Origin of the sequence: Treponema saccharophilum DSM 2985 (genome assembly GCF_000255555.1) — a bacterium.
GTDB classification, from domain to species: Bacteria; Spirochaetota; Spirochaetia; order Treponematales; family Treponemataceae; genus Treponema_D; species Treponema_D saccharophilum.
The window spans coordinates 222,415-238,341 of the sequence record NZ_AGRW01000054.1 but is presented as its reverse complement, the minus strand read 5'-3'; the positions used below and the strand labels follow the sequence as shown (position 1 = coordinate 238,341).

General features: G+C 56.4%; 15 protein-coding genes. 9 read left to right on the top strand and 6 right to left on the bottom strand.

What is annotated here, in order from left to right; genetic code table 11:
* Nucleotide 1 precedes the first annotated feature (1 nt).
* Nucleotides 2-784, bottom strand: a complete 783-nt coding sequence (locus TRESADRAFT_RS13510; RefSeq protein ID WP_002706398.1) for a motility protein A — start codon at nucleotides 782-784, stop codon at nucleotides 2-4.
* A 23-nt stretch (nucleotides 785-807) separates the two neighbouring features.
* On the bottom strand, nucleotides 808-1,005 hold the full coding sequence (locus TRESADRAFT_RS13505) for a flagellar FlbD family protein (protein WP_002706397.1): 198 nt from the start codon (nucleotides 1,003-1,005) through the stop codon (nucleotides 808-810).
* Between the two features lie 207 nt (nucleotides 1,006-1,212).
* Here TRESADRAFT_RS13505 and TRESADRAFT_RS13500 point away from each other — a divergent pair, with 207 nt between their 5' ends.
* Nucleotides 1,213-1,917, top strand: coding sequence for a response regulator transcription factor (locus TRESADRAFT_RS13500; RefSeq protein WP_002706395.1), 705 nt, complete (start codon nucleotides 1,213-1,215; stop codon nucleotides 1,915-1,917).
* Nucleotides 1,914-3,308, top strand: coding sequence for a HAMP domain-containing sensor histidine kinase (locus tag TRESADRAFT_RS13495; RefSeq protein ID WP_002706394.1), 1,395 nt, complete (start codon nucleotides 1,914-1,916; stop codon nucleotides 3,306-3,308). The genes TRESADRAFT_RS13500 and TRESADRAFT_RS13495 overlap by 4 nt, the downstream gene beginning before the upstream one ends.
* Here the strand turns inward: TRESADRAFT_RS13495 and hemW are convergent.
* Both hemW and lepB read right to left on the bottom strand, forming a co-directional pair.
* The gene (gene hemW / locus TRESADRAFT_RS13490) at nucleotides 3,280-4,443 is read right to left on the bottom strand and encodes a radical SAM family heme chaperone HemW (RefSeq protein WP_002706393.1); all 1,164 of its coding nucleotides are present in this window, start codon (nucleotides 4,441-4,443) and stop codon (nucleotides 3,280-3,282) included. The genes TRESADRAFT_RS13495 and hemW overlap by 29 nt on opposite strands.
* Before the next feature lie 10 nt (nucleotides 4,444-4,453).
* Nucleotides 4,454-5,149, bottom strand: a complete 696-nt coding sequence (gene lepB, locus TRESADRAFT_RS15435; RefSeq protein ID WP_002706392.1) for a signal peptidase I — start codon at nucleotides 5,147-5,149, stop codon at nucleotides 4,454-4,456.
* 68 nt (nucleotides 5,150-5,217) lie between these two features.
* Here lepB and smpB point away from each other — a divergent pair, with 68 nt between their 5' ends.
* Entirely contained in the window at nucleotides 5,218-5,682 is a 465-nt protein-coding gene (gene smpB, locus TRESADRAFT_RS13475) for an SsrA-binding protein SmpB (protein WP_002706391.1), read from the top strand.
* Between the two features lie 32 nt (nucleotides 5,683-5,714).
* On the top strand, nucleotides 5,715-6,599 hold the full coding sequence (locus TRESADRAFT_RS13470; RefSeq protein ID WP_002706390.1) for a TP0183 family DNA metabolism protein: 885 nt from the start codon (nucleotides 5,715-5,717) through the stop codon (nucleotides 6,597-6,599).
* Here TRESADRAFT_RS13470 and TRESADRAFT_RS13465 read toward each other — a convergent pair.
* Nucleotides 6,596-7,183, bottom strand: a complete 588-nt coding sequence (locus TRESADRAFT_RS13465) for an L-threonylcarbamoyladenylate synthase (protein ID WP_002706389.1) — start codon at nucleotides 7,181-7,183, stop codon at nucleotides 6,596-6,598. The two genes, TRESADRAFT_RS13470 and TRESADRAFT_RS13465, sit on opposite strands and share 4 nt — an antisense overlap.
* A complete protein-coding gene (locus TRESADRAFT_RS13460) occupies nucleotides 7,180-7,683 on the bottom strand; it encodes an FtsB family cell division protein (RefSeq protein WP_050985106.1) in 504 nt (167 codons plus the stop codon). Before TRESADRAFT_RS13460 ends, TRESADRAFT_RS13465 begins: the two co-directional genes overlap by 4 nt.
* Before the next feature lie 242 nt (nucleotides 7,684-7,925).
* On the opposite strand from TRESADRAFT_RS13460, the gene TRESADRAFT_RS13455 reads away from it, so the two are divergent.
* Genes TRESADRAFT_RS13455 through TRESADRAFT_RS13435 form a run of 5 tightly spaced genes read left to right on the top strand, consistent with a single transcriptional unit; the run spans nucleotide 7,926 to nucleotide 15,770 of the window.
* On the top strand, nucleotides 7,926-10,175 hold the full coding sequence (locus TRESADRAFT_RS13455; protein WP_002706387.1) for a midas domain-containing protein: 2,250 nt from the start codon (nucleotides 7,926-7,928) through the stop codon (nucleotides 10,173-10,175).
* Nucleotides 10,175-11,098: a hypothetical protein gene (locus TRESADRAFT_RS13450; protein WP_002706386.1), complete on the top strand. Its 924-nt coding sequence runs from the start codon at nucleotides 10,175-10,177 to the stop codon at nucleotides 11,096-11,098. Before TRESADRAFT_RS13455 ends, TRESADRAFT_RS13450 begins: the two co-directional genes overlap by 1 nt.
* Before the next feature lie 4 nt (nucleotides 11,099-11,102).
* Nucleotides 11,103-12,602 carry a 6-hydroxymethylpterin diphosphokinase MptE-like protein gene (locus tag TRESADRAFT_RS13445; protein WP_002706385.1) on the top strand — a complete coding sequence of 500 codons (1,500 nt, stop codon included), beginning with the start codon at nucleotides 11,103-11,105 and terminating at the stop codon, nucleotides 12,600-12,602.
* 4 nt (nucleotides 12,603-12,606) lie between these two features.
* Nucleotides 12,607-14,094, top strand: a complete 1,488-nt coding sequence (locus TRESADRAFT_RS13440; RefSeq protein WP_002706384.1) for a motility associated factor glycosyltransferase family protein — start codon at nucleotides 12,607-12,609, stop codon at nucleotides 14,092-14,094.
* Nucleotides 14,091-15,770: an ICP22 family protein gene (locus TRESADRAFT_RS13435; RefSeq protein ID WP_002706383.1), complete on the top strand. Its 1,680-nt coding sequence runs from the start codon at nucleotides 14,091-14,093 to the stop codon at nucleotides 15,768-15,770. The genes TRESADRAFT_RS13440 and TRESADRAFT_RS13435 overlap by 4 nt, the downstream gene beginning before the upstream one ends.
* The last annotated feature ends 157 nt before the right edge of the window (nucleotides 15,771-15,927 follow it).

Sequence of the window (15,927 nt, the reverse complement as noted above, 5' to 3'; positions counted from 1 at the left end):
CTTAGTCCTTCAATAGCTCAGACGAAAGCGCAGCCTTCCTCTTCGGGTCGAGATAGGAAAGAAGCTTCTGCGCGAGGATGCGCGGGTTGTCGCCGGACTGAATCGAGAGGACACCCTCGATGACCATCTCCTTGGCGGCCATCTCCGCGGCATTCTGCGACATGAGCTTCTGCGCGAACGGGCCGACGAGCCAGTTGGCAAGCATTGAACCGTACAGGGTCGTAATCAAAGCGACAGCCATGTTAGGACCGAGGGAGCTTTTATCCTCCAAGTTGTTCAACATACCAATCAGACCGATAACCGTACCCATCATTCCGAAACCAGGACCGAAACCGGCCCACTGGTTGACGACATTGACCATCGAAAGGTGGCGCCCCTCGGACGCGCTCATCTCGCTTTCCATAATCGTGCGGACGACGTTTCCGTCCGTTCCGTCGACGACCATCTTCAATCCGTCCTTCATGAAGTTGTCGTCCAAATCGTTCAGCTTCTCATCAAGCGCAAGAAGCCCCTCGCGCCTGGCGCTCTCCGACAGCTGGTACAGCGTCCTGATTTTATCCTCTTCCTTATTATCGAACGTCTTGAACGCCCGTCCCATGCACTTGAACAAGCCGAGCGCCTGCTTAAGAGGAGCTACGATGAACAAGGTCGCATAAGAACCTCCGATAGTTACGAACACGGACGGAATATCGATGATTCCGCCCAAAGAACCTCCGGAAGTGGCAACACCGAGCACAATTACGGTCGCACCGCCGATAATACCAATCAATGACGCTATGTCCATTACAGTCTCCCCTTGCTATTTTTTTAGATTTCTTGTTTTGTCACGCCGAGACGGCTCCGATAGGAAACAATTCGTTCGATGATTTCATCTGGAGTATCGCGCACGACAACCTTCTTCCCGGAAAGCAGGGATATGGTCAAATCCGGCGTCTGCTCCATGCTTTCAATCATATGCGGATTAATCCAATACGTTTTTCCGTCCAATCTCGTCACAGAAATCATCTTTCATTTTCCCCTCGATTCAAGTTGTAGTCAAGCCACGCCACCAGAATCAAAACACCCGCTTTTAATATCGGCGTTCGTTTTATAATTTTTTATTAGATTCTCATTTTTTGTTGAGTTTTTTGAAATCATTCTGTAGTTTTTCAATGAAATTGTTAGGATTTTCCGGGCCAAACAAACGCCCGGAAAACAAAAGGAGCTGCGGCAGTGAACGCAAACATACTTATAATAGAAGACGTACCCGAGATGGCGGAGCTTGTCTCGATGTACCTGCAGAAAGACGGGATGAGCGTGAGGATTGCAGGAAGCGCGGAAGAGGGGCTTGAGATGCTCGCGGAGCAGACGCCCGACCTCGTCATCCTCGACCTCAACCTTCCCGGAATGAGCGGATTCGACTTCCTCAAGCGGTTCAGGAAGGAGCAGCGCGCGACGATTCCCGTAATCATAGCGTCCGCGCGGGATGCCGACGAGGACATAATAAACGCGCTCGGCATCGGAGCCGACGAATTCGTGACGAAGCCGTTCTCGCCGCGCGTCCTCGTGGCGAAGGTGAACGCGAACCTCAGGAGGACGTCGGAAGTGTCGGCGGCGGCGGAGGATTTCTACGCGTTCGGCCCGTACAAGCTTCTCCTCAACAGCTGCGTCCTCAAAAAAGGCGCGGAGAAAATCCCTCTGTCGACGAAGGAATACAAGGTGCTCGAATACATGACGAAGCACGAGGGCGAGCCGCTCAGCCCGGAGCGCATATACCGGGACGTATGGAAGAGCGAATTCGGCGACGTCACCGCCGTCGCCGTCTACATCCAGCGCCTCCGCAAAAAGATTGAGGACGACCCGGCGAACCCCAAATTCATAAAGACGGAATTCGGCATGGGATACAAATTCGCGAACAGCGAGCAGCAGCCGTCATGAAGATAAAAAACCAGTTCAGGCTGTTCCTGCTCGGGATTATAGCGGTCCCGCTCCTGTGCGCGGTATTTGTCCCGGTGTACAGCTACTTCACGAGGGCGGACAGGCTTTTCTTCGACGGGTACAAGCAGATAATGAGGCAGTCGTCGTCGCCGATGAGCGTAAAGGACATAGAGGCGCTCAAAGACGCGCTGCGGCTCCTCCCCCCGAAGATAGAATTCACGATAATAGAAAACTGCAGCGCCATCATATACACGAACTTCAGGGAGCTTGAGGACGAGAGCGAAATCGACGCCGCCGACCTGTTCAGGCACATGCGCGAGACGAGCGGGATGTACTTCTACCAGTTCGTCTCCCCGCAGATGGCGGACAAGAACACGAAGATTCTCATCGTGAGCCGCATAAGCCGCGCGATGAACGAGATGGAAAAAAAGGCGGGAAAAAGGCGCCACGACTCCATGATAGCGATAATCGTCCTGTTCATAGCGGCGTTCGAGGCGTACTGCATCACGATGACGATAAAGATTTCGGGCACGATAACGAAGTCGATAACGCTCCTCGAAAAGAAAACGCAGCGCATAGCGAACGGAGAGCTCGACGTCGAGATACAGAACACCGACCCGAAGCACGACAACGAGATAACACGCCTCGCGGAGAACCTCGACAGGATGCGGATTGCACTGAAGGACGATTCGGAGAGGCGCTCAAGATTCATAATGGGCATAAGCCACGACCTCAGGACGCCGGTCGCGGTCATAAAGGGATACACGGAGGCGCTGAGCGACGGAATCGCCGACAACCCCGAGGAGATGCGGAAATCGCTCGACATCATATCGTCAAAGGCTGACCAGCTCGCGACGATGATAAACACGCTCATCAATTTCGTGAAGCTGAACCAGACGGACTGGCAGCACCAGCTCAAGAAGCAGCGGTTCGCGCCCGCGATGAGGGAATTCGCAAAGACGTTCGTGACGACGGGAGAGATATTCAAGCGGAAGGTCGAGGCGACCGTCAACATTCCCGACGACACGGAAATTCCGTTCGACAAGCTGCTTGTCCAGCGCGCGCTGGAGAACCTCTTCGCTAACGCCGTGCGCTACACGAAGGACGGCGACACGATACGGATAGACGCACAGCAGGACGGCGGGAAGATAACGCTCAAGATATCCGACACGGGAATCGGAATCGAAAAGAAGGACATCGGAAAGATATTCGACATGTTCTACAGGGGAACGAATTCCCGGCGGGAAAGCGGCATGGGAATCGGGCTTTCCGTGGTGAAGACGATAATAAGCACGCACGGATGGAACATAAGCGTCAAATCGCAGAAAGGGATAGGGACGGAATTCACCGTGGAGATTCCGCTTACAGAAGTTCCTCAAGAAACCTGTTGAGAAGGAGAATCCCGTCGCGGGTCAGAAAAAGACGGCCGTTCCTCTCACCCGCAAGGGCGCGCTCCTTCCATCCGGCAAACACGTCGCCGAAAAGCCTTCCGTCTGACGATTGGTACGACGAGAGCCCCGACGGAAACCTCCGCGAGAATTCGGCGGCGGAAATCCCCTCCCTGAGGCGGAACCCCATCATGAGGAATTCGAACTGCATCGTGCGCATGTCGAGGATTTCCATATCGCGCGGGACTTCGCCTCCTCCGCCGAGCCAGTACCGCACGTACGAATCTATGTCGGCGCGGTTCGTCCACCGCTCCCCGCGCCCGGGAAAATACCACGTCCCGCTGGCCCCCGCCCCGCACCCGACATACGCGCCGGAGTGCCAGTAGACGCTGTTGTGCCGGCTCTCGCATCCCCTCCGAGCAAAATTCGAGACCTCGTACTGGAAGAACCCCTCGGACTCGAGCACATCGCGCCCGAGCATCCACAGCGAATCGGCATCATCCTGGGAAAAATCAACGGCCCCGGACGAGACGAGACGACCGAGCGGCGTCTCATCCTCAACGGTGAGCGTATAGAGAGACACGTGGTTTATTTTCTTGAAATCGCGGAGAATCCCGAACTGCCTGCCGAATTCATCCGTGCCCTGCGACGGAAGCCCCGCTATAAAATCGACGGAAAGGCTTCCGCCCCAGCACGATTCCAGAAGAGAGAGAGCGCCAATCGCCGTCTCCCCCATACATCCCCGATGCACGCTCCTCAGCGCGCCGTCGTCGAGGCTCTGAATCCCGAGAGAAATCCTGTTGACGCCGATTTCCGAGCACGCGGCAACGAAATCGCCCCGGACACCCTCCGGATTCATCTCCACCGTGACCTCGCAGCCGGAAGAAAGGGGAGCCGCCGCGCGTATCCCCTCAAAAAGGCGCGAAAGCTGCATCGGGGAAAGGAGGCTCGGAGTTCCGCCGCCGACATATACCGTGCCCCACGAGGTGATGCCGAACCGGGACGCGCTGTCCATTATTTCGGCGCGCACGGCGTTTATGTAGTCGTCGCCCACCAAGCGGCACGGCACGCTGAAAAAATCGCAGTAGTCGCATTTTTTCCGGCAGAACGGTATGTGGATGTAAAGTGACGATTCCATCGCGCGAAAATCAGAAGAGCTTCATGCGGTTGAGCGGGAAATACTGGAGGACGACCTTGCCCTTTATGTTCGCCTTGCCGACAGGCCCCCAGAGGCGCGAGTCTGCGCATTCCATTCGGTTGTCGCCGAGGACGTAATACTCGCCCTCGCCGAGCTCAATCTGCTTCGTCCCCGATTTCGCGCCCAAATTTATGTCCCAGCCCGTCGGAGCCGAGGAGATGTCGACGTTGTATTTCTTGTCGACGACCTCGAATTCCGTGAGGAAATGGCTTTTCCCCTTCGGCTTTATGTAGACGACGTACTTGTCGATGTAAATTGTGTCGCCAGGCATTCCGATGACGCGGCGTACCATGGGCTGCGCACCCATGCGGTTCTCCTCGAACGGGTACCACTGCCGCGCCGTAAAGAAAAGGAAAATCTGGTTCACCGCCCGCTTCACGATGGAGCGGCGCTCCGTCGGCCTCGTCTGGATAAGGACGACATCCCCGCGCGACGGAACCCTCAGGAAAGGAACGACGAACTCGACGTTCCCCGCGGTAATGTCGGGCGCCATCGAATTCGAGCGGCTGACGACGGGATAAAGGACGAACGTCATGAAAAGCGATATCGAAAGGAAGCAGAGCATGACGACCTTGAGGACATTCGCCACGTGCCTGTAGAGCTCCTGCCTCATCTTGTATGAAATTGCGTATATATTTGTGTCCATAGATATGGAAGAATACCAACAAGGAACGTTACTTGCAAGGCAACTTCTTTCGGCGTTATACTGTCAGCATGTCAGAGAACGCGAAAATCATAGCGCAGAACAAAAAGGCGCGGTTCAACTACTTCGTGGAGGACACGTACGAATGCGGTGTCGTGCTCGAAGGAACCGAAGTCAAATCGGTGAAGAACGGAAGCATATCTATGGTGGATGCGTTCGCCGAGATAACTGACGGAGAGGTCTGGGTCAGGAACGTGCACATAGCAGAGTACTCGTTCTCCTCCATATTCAACCACAACCCGGACAGGAAAAAGAAGCTTCTCCTGCACAGGGAGGAGATAAAGCGGCTACAGCGGAAGGTCGAAGAGAAGGGATACACGCTCATCCCGCTCGACATATACCTGAAGAACGGCAGAGTCAAGATTACGCTCGGCGTATGCAAAGGAAAGAAACTCTACGACAAGAGGGACACCATAAAGCAGCGAGACCTTGACAGGGAAATGTCGAGAGACTTCAGGAAGGACCTGAACAGCTGAGCCGCGGCCTACAAAAAAGGAAAGGCGCATCGATGAACAGGCTAACGAAAAGATTTGCAGCCATAATACTCTCGATGCTCCCCGGAATCGCGGGAGCCGCCCCGAAGCAGGTTTCGGTGGATTATTACGGCGTCGTCTCAAAATCATCCGACCTCAACATGCTCAAGATGGCGCAGGACATCTTCCTCTCGCAGATGAAGACTATCGACTACATTGCGGTGGAGGATCGTCGGCCGAGCACGAGCGGCGCATCGCTTTCCGTCCCGATAATCGCGGGTTCGGGGGCGAAGATAGCATTCTACACGGAGATAGAGGAAGGCGTCTCTAATTCAACAAAGGTGTGGAACTGCAAGTTCAACGCGATAGACACGGAGCTGAACATAACGCACACGAAGACGGAATCGTTCGACTCCTACTACAAGATTCTCGCCAGCGCCAGGCTTTGCATCGAAAGCGTACTGTCCGACTTCAGGCAGCAGGACGACGCCGAGCAGGACAAGATTCCTTCACCGCCGCGCGAGCCGAAGATATTCGAGGGAAACATAGACATCGAGTCGCTCGCGGGGACATGGTTCGGGGAACCGTACACGGACAAGATTATCGTGCTCAGGGGCGGACGCGGCTTCATCATATACAAGAACGGCGCCACGATGAACATAAAGATAACGGCAAAAGGAAAAGGCGCGGACGGAGAGCAGGAGCTTGAGGTCGTTCAGGTCGGGAAGTCGAACGCATCCTTCTTCCCGGAGCTGCCCAGGCAGGTGGCGCTAAACATAGCATCATCCGCCCATCCGATTGTCTGGACGTTCCGCATAACCGACGGCGAGCTGCACGGAACAAAAAAAACGCTCCTCCCCGCAAAAAACGAGAACGGAGCATCCGAAGGAACGACCGAGACCGTCTGGAAGAAACGCTAGACCCTCACGAGCCCCTGCCTGACGACGGTGATTCCGCCGTCCTCCTCAATCCTGACAATCGTAGACGGAACGCCGCCCTTCTTGTCGCCGTCGTCAACCATCAAATCGATGTTCCTGAATTCCTGCTTTATCTGGTCGATGTTGTCGAGCACCGGCTCGCCGCTCCTGTTGACGCTCGTCGAATAAATCGGGGCGCCGCAACCGGCTATGACCTTCCGCAGCCATTCGTCGCCGGGACAGCGGAAAGCGGTCGTCGTGAACGTGTCGGGGCTCCCCTTGCCGAGGAACGTATGGACAATGACGGTAAGAGGGCCGGGCCATTTCGACAATATCGAGTCCGGCACGACATCGCGCGTATATTTCTTCAGGTCGCTCGGGCGCGCGATAAGCTGGATGAACGGCTTCTCGCCCCCCCTGCCCTTCAGCTCGCGGATTTTCTCGTCCGTGCGGTATGAATAATGCCTTCCGTCAACGATACCAGAGAAACCGTAGACGGTATCGGTGGGAAGGACGACAACCTTCCCCCTCCTTATGTAGTCGATTGCAATCTGCACCGACTCCTCGTCGCTCTTCCTGCAAATCATAGCGAAGCCCCCTTTGCACCTGACCTTCTGCCGTGCGGGCGCCCTGCCTTCATGTCGCGCAGGTCGCAAATCTTCCTTTTTATATCCTCAAGGCAGAGGTATGAGTAGACGACGAAAAACATAAGGAAACCGGAAACTTTGCAGAACCATTCCGGGAGGGAAAAAGGCTCGGCGATGACGAGCGGCGTGCCTGCCTCGAACGAGAACTGCTCCGCCGGAACGAGCCCGTTTATCCTGACTATCTTCTCCCCGAGCCGTACGTACCCGAGCTTGCGGGCGAAAGCCGCTATGACGTCGGGATCCTTCTTGAGGGCGACGTACTCGAGCTCAAGGCTGTTGTTTATCCGCTGGATTTCCTCCGTGCGCGAGTTGAGCAGCCGCTTCTGCTCGCGGAGCTGCATGTCGGCCCACAAGCCGTCACGCCCGAACGCAAACGAAATAAGGACATATATGAAGGTTCCGGCCAGGACGGCCGCCAAAGTTCTGAACATTTTTACCATAACTTAGAAAATATCGGCACGAGGCCCGAATTTCTGCAATCGAAAAAGCGGGCGGGAATTATATGCCGGAAATCCGGAATCCCCAAAAATAATTTCAGCCTGAAATTTCCGCGCGCGCAGCGGCGAAGAACGCGCCAATCAAAACTAGTGAAAACTCTACAGTTTTGATTTATGATTACCGATAAAGAAAAAAATGATTTGCACCCCAAATCTGAACAGAACTTAAAAAAAGAGAGGAAAATATGAGCGATTCCGAAAAAAATGAATTGGACAGCTACGGAGTTTGGGTGAAAAAGCCGCCGCGCTCAGCCGATTCGGGTGACGAACAGACGCAGGAGACAGCAGAATCACCGGACTTTGACATAGACTTCGGGACGACGCAGCAGAATTCGCCTGACGCCGGGGACGACGACCCGGAGGACTCTTCTCTTTCGACCGACGAGCTTGCCGCCCTCACGAACACTCTCGACATAACAGAGGAGCCGGGCGATCCTGCCGCTCCGGAGGGCAATTCAGATTCAATGGAGGAGATTTCCCTCGACGAATTCGGGTTCACCGACGAATCGGACGACGAAGAGGACGCGCAGCCGCAGGAAAGCGCCGACGACGACGGCACGGCGGCAGAAGGCTCGGAGATAACAATCACCGACAACACGGAAGGCATAGCCGACAACGATACGATGGACATAAACCTTACGTTCGACGACGGGCAGCCGGAACCGGAGCAGCCGAAGGATGACGAGGCTGGCACGGAAAATATCGACCTGAGCGAATTCGGGTTCAGCGACTCCGACGAGGGCGCGGGCGACACGAGCGACGTCGACGTCACCGACATGTTCATGGACGACGAGTCAGCCGAAAAAGCCGTCGAGCAGGACATCGAAGAATCGGCCTCCGGGGAAACAGCCCGGAGCGAAGACGGAACGGAGGACGTCGACCTGAGCGAATTCGGGTTCAGCGACTCCGACGAGGGGCTCGACGACAGCAGCTCGGAAACGGAGCCGAGCAGCGGCACCATGAGCGTTACCGCCGATGACGACGACTTCGACGACCCCGTAATCGCGGATTCTGACGGAGACGAGGAAACGGACGACACGTTCGACGTCGATTCGATAATGAATTCCGTCGAGGACGAGGACGGAAACACGGTAAGCATAAACGACAACGCACAGGAAGAAGCCGGAGCGAAAGATTCCGCGGCAAGCGGCACCGAACCGGAGGCGGAGACAGAACAGGATGACGATGAAATCGTCATCAGGGACGACGACGACTCCCAGTTCTCGATTCCGGACACGTTCGACGAGGAGACAGCCTCGCTCATGAACGACGACGAGAAAGCCGAGGAAGAGCCTTCGAAGGAAGACGCTGTCGAGGACACGGAAACGGATTCCGAAACGCAGTCCGCCTCGGAAAAGGCGGAATCGACAAAGACCGACGCAATCCTCAGCCAGATTATGAGCCAGCTCACGTCCCTGAAGGACGACATAACGAACCTCAGGCAGGACGTCGAGAAAATCAAGAAAGCGCCCGCGGAAAAATCAGAGGCGGAGACGGAAACCGAGGAGAAGTCCGACGAGGCGGAAACGCAGAGCCAGGGCGGATTCTTCTCGGACTCCGACAGCGATGACGACGACACGATAGCGCTGTCCCTCGACGAGCTCGACAACATCCTGAACACGACGGACGTGACGGAATCGGAGGACGAGGAGACAGCGGAAGAGGAAACCGCAAAGAACGAGCCGCCCATTGAGGACGACACGCTCGAATCCGTCCTCAACGAGAGCGAGGAGGACGCCGGCGAAACGGTTCCGGAAGAATCGGAAAGCGAAAACAGCGAGGAGCCGGCGCTCGACGACATAGCAGAAACGGCTCTTGACGGAGAAAGCGAAGGCGCGAAAGTCGACGACATCCTCGTAGAGGGCTCGGGCTCGTCGGAGTTCTCCGACATAATCGGCTCCGACGACGAGATGGACGAGGACATAAACCTCGACAACTTCTCGTTCGACGATCCCATCGAGGACGACGAGCCGCTTCCCGAAGGCGAGCTTGAGATTCCCGCTGACGAGGACGACGCGACGAGCGGGGAAAGACTTATAGAGGAGCCTGCCTCGGAGGAGACGTTCGGAGAGGACGTTTCCGAAGGCGACGGCGGAATCGTCGAGGAACCTGCGGACACGGAGACGTTCGGAGAGGACGACAGCTTCAACTACAACGAGGTTGAGCCGACCATCGAGGAGTCCCTCACGGAATCAAACATGGACTACCTCGCGTCCGACCCGGCACTCTCGGAAAACGGGGAGACAGGCGGAGACAAGGAGAGCGAAGAGAAGAGCGAAAGCATCCCCGGCGACCTGAAGACGGAGATAAAGTCGGTTCTATCGTACATGGACCAGCTCCTCGAGAACCTTCCGGAAGAAAAAATCGCGGAGTTCGCGCAGTCGGAGCAGTTCGAGACGTACAAGAAACTTTTCAAAGAATTGGGGCTTGCCTAATGACAGCAAACACGAAGGGCGGTCTTCTCCAAAGGGCGACGAAGCTCATAGCGGAGACGACGCCGAAATTCAGCGAATGGACGGCAAAGAACGGATTCAGGCACGCGGGAATCCTCACGCCGTACAAGACAGGAACCGGCGCGGAATTCTACGTCATGACAGAATCGACAGGCTTCAACTCGAAGACGATAGCATCGTCGATTTCGTTCAGGGATTTCTGGAACGGAAAACTCTCAAAGGCGTTCGAATGGCAGTGCTTCTCGAAAGACTTCAACGAGCTGTCGCCTTTCCTGCCCCTGTTCGACGACCAGACGAGCATGGACATGGCGTCGCTGTATTTTCTGCCGTTCAACGACAAGGAAACCCCGATGATTTTCGTCCTCGCGGAATTCAGCGACGAGGAGCAGACTGTCCTGCCGCAATCGTCCGCGTGCGCATCGATGCTCAAGAAAATCGTCGAGTACAAGCGCGACGAGCAGCGGGAACTGGCGGAAATCGACGAGAGCATAGAAAAGGGGCTTGAGATATCGAGCGCGCATTTTTTCATTCTCTCGCTGAAAAACAGCGTGGAGAAGCTGATGCAGAACGTCGAAATCGAGCGGAAACTCTCTAAAATCGACATGGTCGACCGGATAGAGCTGAAAGCGCGGATAACGGCGGCGGTCACGTCGTCGGCATACGCGACAATAGCCCCGCTGTTCAAATCGCCGAACTGCATCCACGTGGACGAGACTCCGACGAGCGGCGACATGAAAATCGTCTTGTTCGCAAAGGACGAACTTGACGAGAAGCTGCTTTCCTTCCATATCGTGTCCATGCTGCAGCCGCTTCTCGGGGAGCACGCAACAAAACACACCCTGCTTCTTTCGGCGGGAATCTGCCCGATAAAGAAGGGCGCGGTCGCATTCCTCCAGAACGGCTGACGAAATGACATCCCGCATACAGTTTGCCGCAGCGAAGAACGGGGAGGAAACGTGCTCCGCGGGCGGCAAATTCCTTCATTCAAAATACAATCCGTCCGCAGAGGCGGAAAAATTCGCCCAGAACATGAGCTGCGACTTCAATCCGGCATGCGTGATAATACTTGAGCCGGCTTTGTCGTATTGCGCGCCGTTTATCAGGAAAAGATTCCCGGAAGCAAAAATCATGGCGGTGCGGTTCTGCGATGCGTTCTCAAAAACAGACGGACTTTGGGACAAGGTCTTTTCAGCAGGAGAAGGGCTTTCCGACGACATATTCGGCGCGCTCGGCGAGGAGAAGATACTTTCCGCGCTGTTCTTCGAATGGACGGCAAGCGGGAGCGCGTTCCCGGAGGAAAAAACGCGCGCATGGAAAGCCGTAAAAGAAGCGGTTGAGAAGAGCCGCGACGTCATGGCAACAAGGACGTACTTCGCGAGGCGGTGGCTGAAAAACGCGATAACGCTCGCATCCACGGCGAGAAGAACGGCGACAATCGCGCGGACAAAATCACCCGTGCTCATAGCGGCATCGGGGACGAGCCTAGAAAGCTCCCTCCCGCACATAAAAGAGCGGCGGGAAAACTTCATACTGCTCGCCTGCTCATCTGCAATCCTCCCGCTCCTGAGCGCAGGAATCACGCCAGACATCGCGATAAGCACGGACGGCGGGTTCTGGGCGAAACGGCACCTCGCCTTCCCCGGGAAAAGCGCGGAATTCACGGCGGCGCTCGCATCAGAATCGGCGGCACCGGGAGACTTCATCAGAAACAGGGAAATAATCCCGCTCCTCTATGACGACTCTCCCGAATTCATCAGGAACATTTTCGAGTCATGCGGAATCAGGACGATGGGCGCGCGGCGGAACGGAACGGTAAGCGGGACAGCGCTCGAATTCGCCGCGTCGATTACGAACGGCCCCGTTTTCATGTGCGGGCTTGACCAGGCAAGCGCGGGCGGATACCAGCACACGCAGCCGAACGCGCTCGAGGAAATCGCCAGCCAGAGCGACGGCAGGCTTTCGACGAAGGAGACGAGGACGACTTCGGCGAGGTTCGCCTCGGAAAAGCCGCTCGCAACGTACCGGGGATGGTTCGCGGCGAATTCCAGCAGGTTCGACAAAAAGGCGTTCAGGCTTTCGGACGGATTCGCGTTCCCGAACAGGCTCGGCAGCATCCGCGACATCGGCTGGGACGAATTCGACTCGATTACGGGAAGAAGGAAGGCAGAAAAAATCGCAAAGACGGTGTCGGAAACCGGTGCGGACGAGGAAAGCCGGCGGCGGATTGCGCTGTCGCTGCTCAAGAAAGCCGCGGATGACGACACGAACGGCGCGTTCACGCGGGAATACTTTCCGGCGCTGTCCGTGATGCTCGGGCGAGAGACCGACGAGGCAAAAAAGAAAGAAATCGAAAGAAAAATCGCGGAGGAAAAAAGCGCGCTTGTCGCACGAATCGCGGCGCGCGCCTGAGCCTATGGAAAAAACGACGCACTACACAGGAACAGCCGCGGCGAGGAACGGAGACATTGTTCCCGTCAGCGGAAAGTCATACCTGCACTCGCGCTACGACCCGAGGCGGGAGGCGGAACAGTTCGCGCAGGCGGCTGGGAAAGGAAATTTCTTCATCGTGCTCGGCATTGCCGGCGGCTACCACATAGAGGCGCTTCTGGAGCGGAACCCCGGCGCGACCATAATAGCCTACGAGCCAGACGAAGCCGACATCGATTTCCTCGCGAAAATCCCCTGCGCAAAGAACCTCAGCGGAAGAATGAACGTCGCGCTCACGACGAAAAACGGAATCCGGAAAGCGATAACGGACTTATACATGCCCGCAGTCCACGGAAACGCAACAATAACGACGCTGCGCGCATGGCAGAACGCGTTCCCGGAAGAGCACGACGAGGCGATGTCGCTCATAAAAGCGGCGATAGAGGACGTGTCCGGCGATTTTTCCGTGCAGAGCCATTTCGGAAAAATTTGGCAGAGGAACATCCTGCTGAACCTGCGGACGGCGGCGGAAATTCCCGAGCTGAGCGTACAAGCCGACGGACGGACGGCAGCGATAATAGCAGCAGGCCCCACCCTCGACGAATCGTGCGCGACGCTTTCGGCGGACAGGGAAAAACTGTTCATCGTCGCGACGGACACCGCATACAGGCCGCTCCTCTCGCGGGGAATAATACCCGACGCTGTCGTATCGGTCGACGGGCAGAACGTCTCATACTCGCATTTCATCGGCGCGGAAGGGAGCCGGACGATTTTCGTCTTCGACCTCTGCGCGGATACGTCGGCTGTACGTGCAGTCAAGGAAAAAGGCGGGAGGATTGCGTTCGTCCAGACAGGCCACCCGCTCTCGTCATACGCGTCTTCCTTCGCGGAAAAGCCGTTCCCAAAGCTCAGCACTGGAAGCGGGACGGTCACGATAGCGGCGGCGGATTTCGCATCACGGTGCGGGTTCAGGCGGCTGGACTTTTACGGGGCGGACTTCGCGTACACGGGCGGGCGCCCCTACGCGCGCGGGACGTACCTCGACGACAGGTTCATAAACACGTCGTCGCGCCTCTCGACATCGGAGACGATGTTCGACGCGCTCATGTTCAGGACGGAGCTGAAGGAAACGGGGCGCCCGCACTCCCCCACGACGAAAATCCTCGAGTCGTACGAAAAAACGCTCGCCGACTTCCTCGCCGCGGAGGGATTCTCACGCGGAACAGGGGAATACGGAAACGCGAAATCATTCGTCAGGGACGGAAAAAGAACGGGCGCCGCATTCCGCTCGGACGGAAAGTTCGGCTTTGCCAGCTTCCGGGACGAATTCGCGCGCAGGCTCGAGAAATCCGGCAAGGACGGATGCTCCCCCGAATTCCTCACGACGCTCCCGCTGGCTGCATGGTTCGCCAAAAGAGGCGGGCCGGTAATTCTTGCATACGACAAAACTCTTGGATATACTAAAAAATTATGAAATCGACAAAAATTCCTATCTTTTCGACAATCAGCGCACTTTTCTTCATCCTTGCATTGGTAAATCTCGGCTTCAGTTTCGGCATGGAGAAAAAAAACGGCCCGAAGCGGGCGGAGGCGCGGTTCGACACGCTTATGCTCGCGACGAAAACGGCGGCGGCGCGGAACGGAATCGGAACGAGGGAATTCGCGGAACAGTTTACGAAGGCAATCGGCGACACGTCCGAATTCAGCGACATAAATCTATCCGTAAACGAAATTCAGGTCTATTCATATCCTCCGCAGAAAGCCGCGAAGCCGTCTGAGCGAATCTCTCAGCAGTTCTCGCAGACGGATGCCACCGCGGACGGGAATTCGCTCACGCTCGAAGCGACGCTCTACACGGTGAAACTCGAGAAGCTCCACAGCAACGCGATACTTTCGTTCATGTTCGCGCTCATAGGCACGCTCGTTTCCGTCGCGGCGCTCTTCATCTGCAAGGACGCGGTGCCGGAAAGCGCGGACACGGAATCGAAGCTGCAGAAGGAGCTTTCCGAGATACGGGAGCTCCGCAAAAAGCTCGCGGAGGAGCAGATGAAGAAGGAGGAGCCCGAGGGCACCATCTTCGACGACAGCATAAACGAGGTGAACGAGCAGTACGATGAAATCATCGACGACGATGATTTCGATGAAGACGACGAAGCAGAGGAGACGGTCGCGGAGGACGAATCCGCGGAAGAGGAAGAGGAGACGCTCTGCGAGGAGGAGCCCGCCCATCAGGAAGCGGAGGACGAATCCCCGGCGGAAGCGGACGAGAGCCCTGCATCCGGCGCGGAGGAAAGCGCCGTCGGGCAGGAGCCTCAGGAAAGCCCGGAAGAGGACGCGCCCGCAGAACCTGCCCAAACGGAGGCGGAGGAAACGCCTTCCGAAAAAGCCGCCCAGGAAGAGCCGGAGACGGAACAGGGAACAGCCGGAGCCGAAGAGGAACATGCTGAAACCGGGTCCGAAACAGAGGAGACGGAACAGGACGAGCACGAGCCTCACGAAGAGCAGACGGTTCCCGAAGCGGAGGTCGCGGCAGCCCCGACAACCACCGCCGTCGCGGAGACGGAAATCGGGGCGGGAGAGAGCCATGACGATTCTCCCGCGCAGGAAACACAACCGACGGAGGCGGCTTTTGAATCGCAGCCGGAAGAGCCGGAGACAGAGAATGACGGGGAGGAACTTCCCGACGAATTCATAAAGGACCTCGGCGACCAGCTCAGGCAGAACCGTTACAAGGAGATATCCCTTGCGATGGTGAAAATGACGGATTTCTGCCTCGACGAGGAAACGTCGACGGACAAGACGCAGGAAATCCTCGCGATAATAAAAGAGACGTTCGGAGCGGAGGCTGAAGTCTACGAATACGCGCTCGACACAATCGCTATAGTCCTGAACGGCGTGGACATCGACACGACGCTCTCGCAGTGCGAGACGATTCTCCCCGCAATCGCGGAAATAATCGGAAACAAGAACGACGCGATATTCATCGGAATATCCGCCATGAACTACCGAGCGATTCCCGCGGACAGGCTCATCGTCGAGGCAAAGGGCGCGCTGGAGCACGCGGAAAGCGACACCGCGAATCCGATCGTGGCGTTCAAGGCAAATCCGGAAAGATACAAGCAGGAAATCGGCGACGAGATAAACGTCTGATTCCGTACGGAAGAGCGGCCATCCCCCACGGATGGCCGTTTTTTTTGCGAGCGAACAAAAACAACCGAAACGGTTCTGTCAGGATTTTCGGCGCCATTCCGGGATTGGTTCGGAATCCAAAACGGGATAGATGCAAAAACGAGCTTTCTTACGAAAA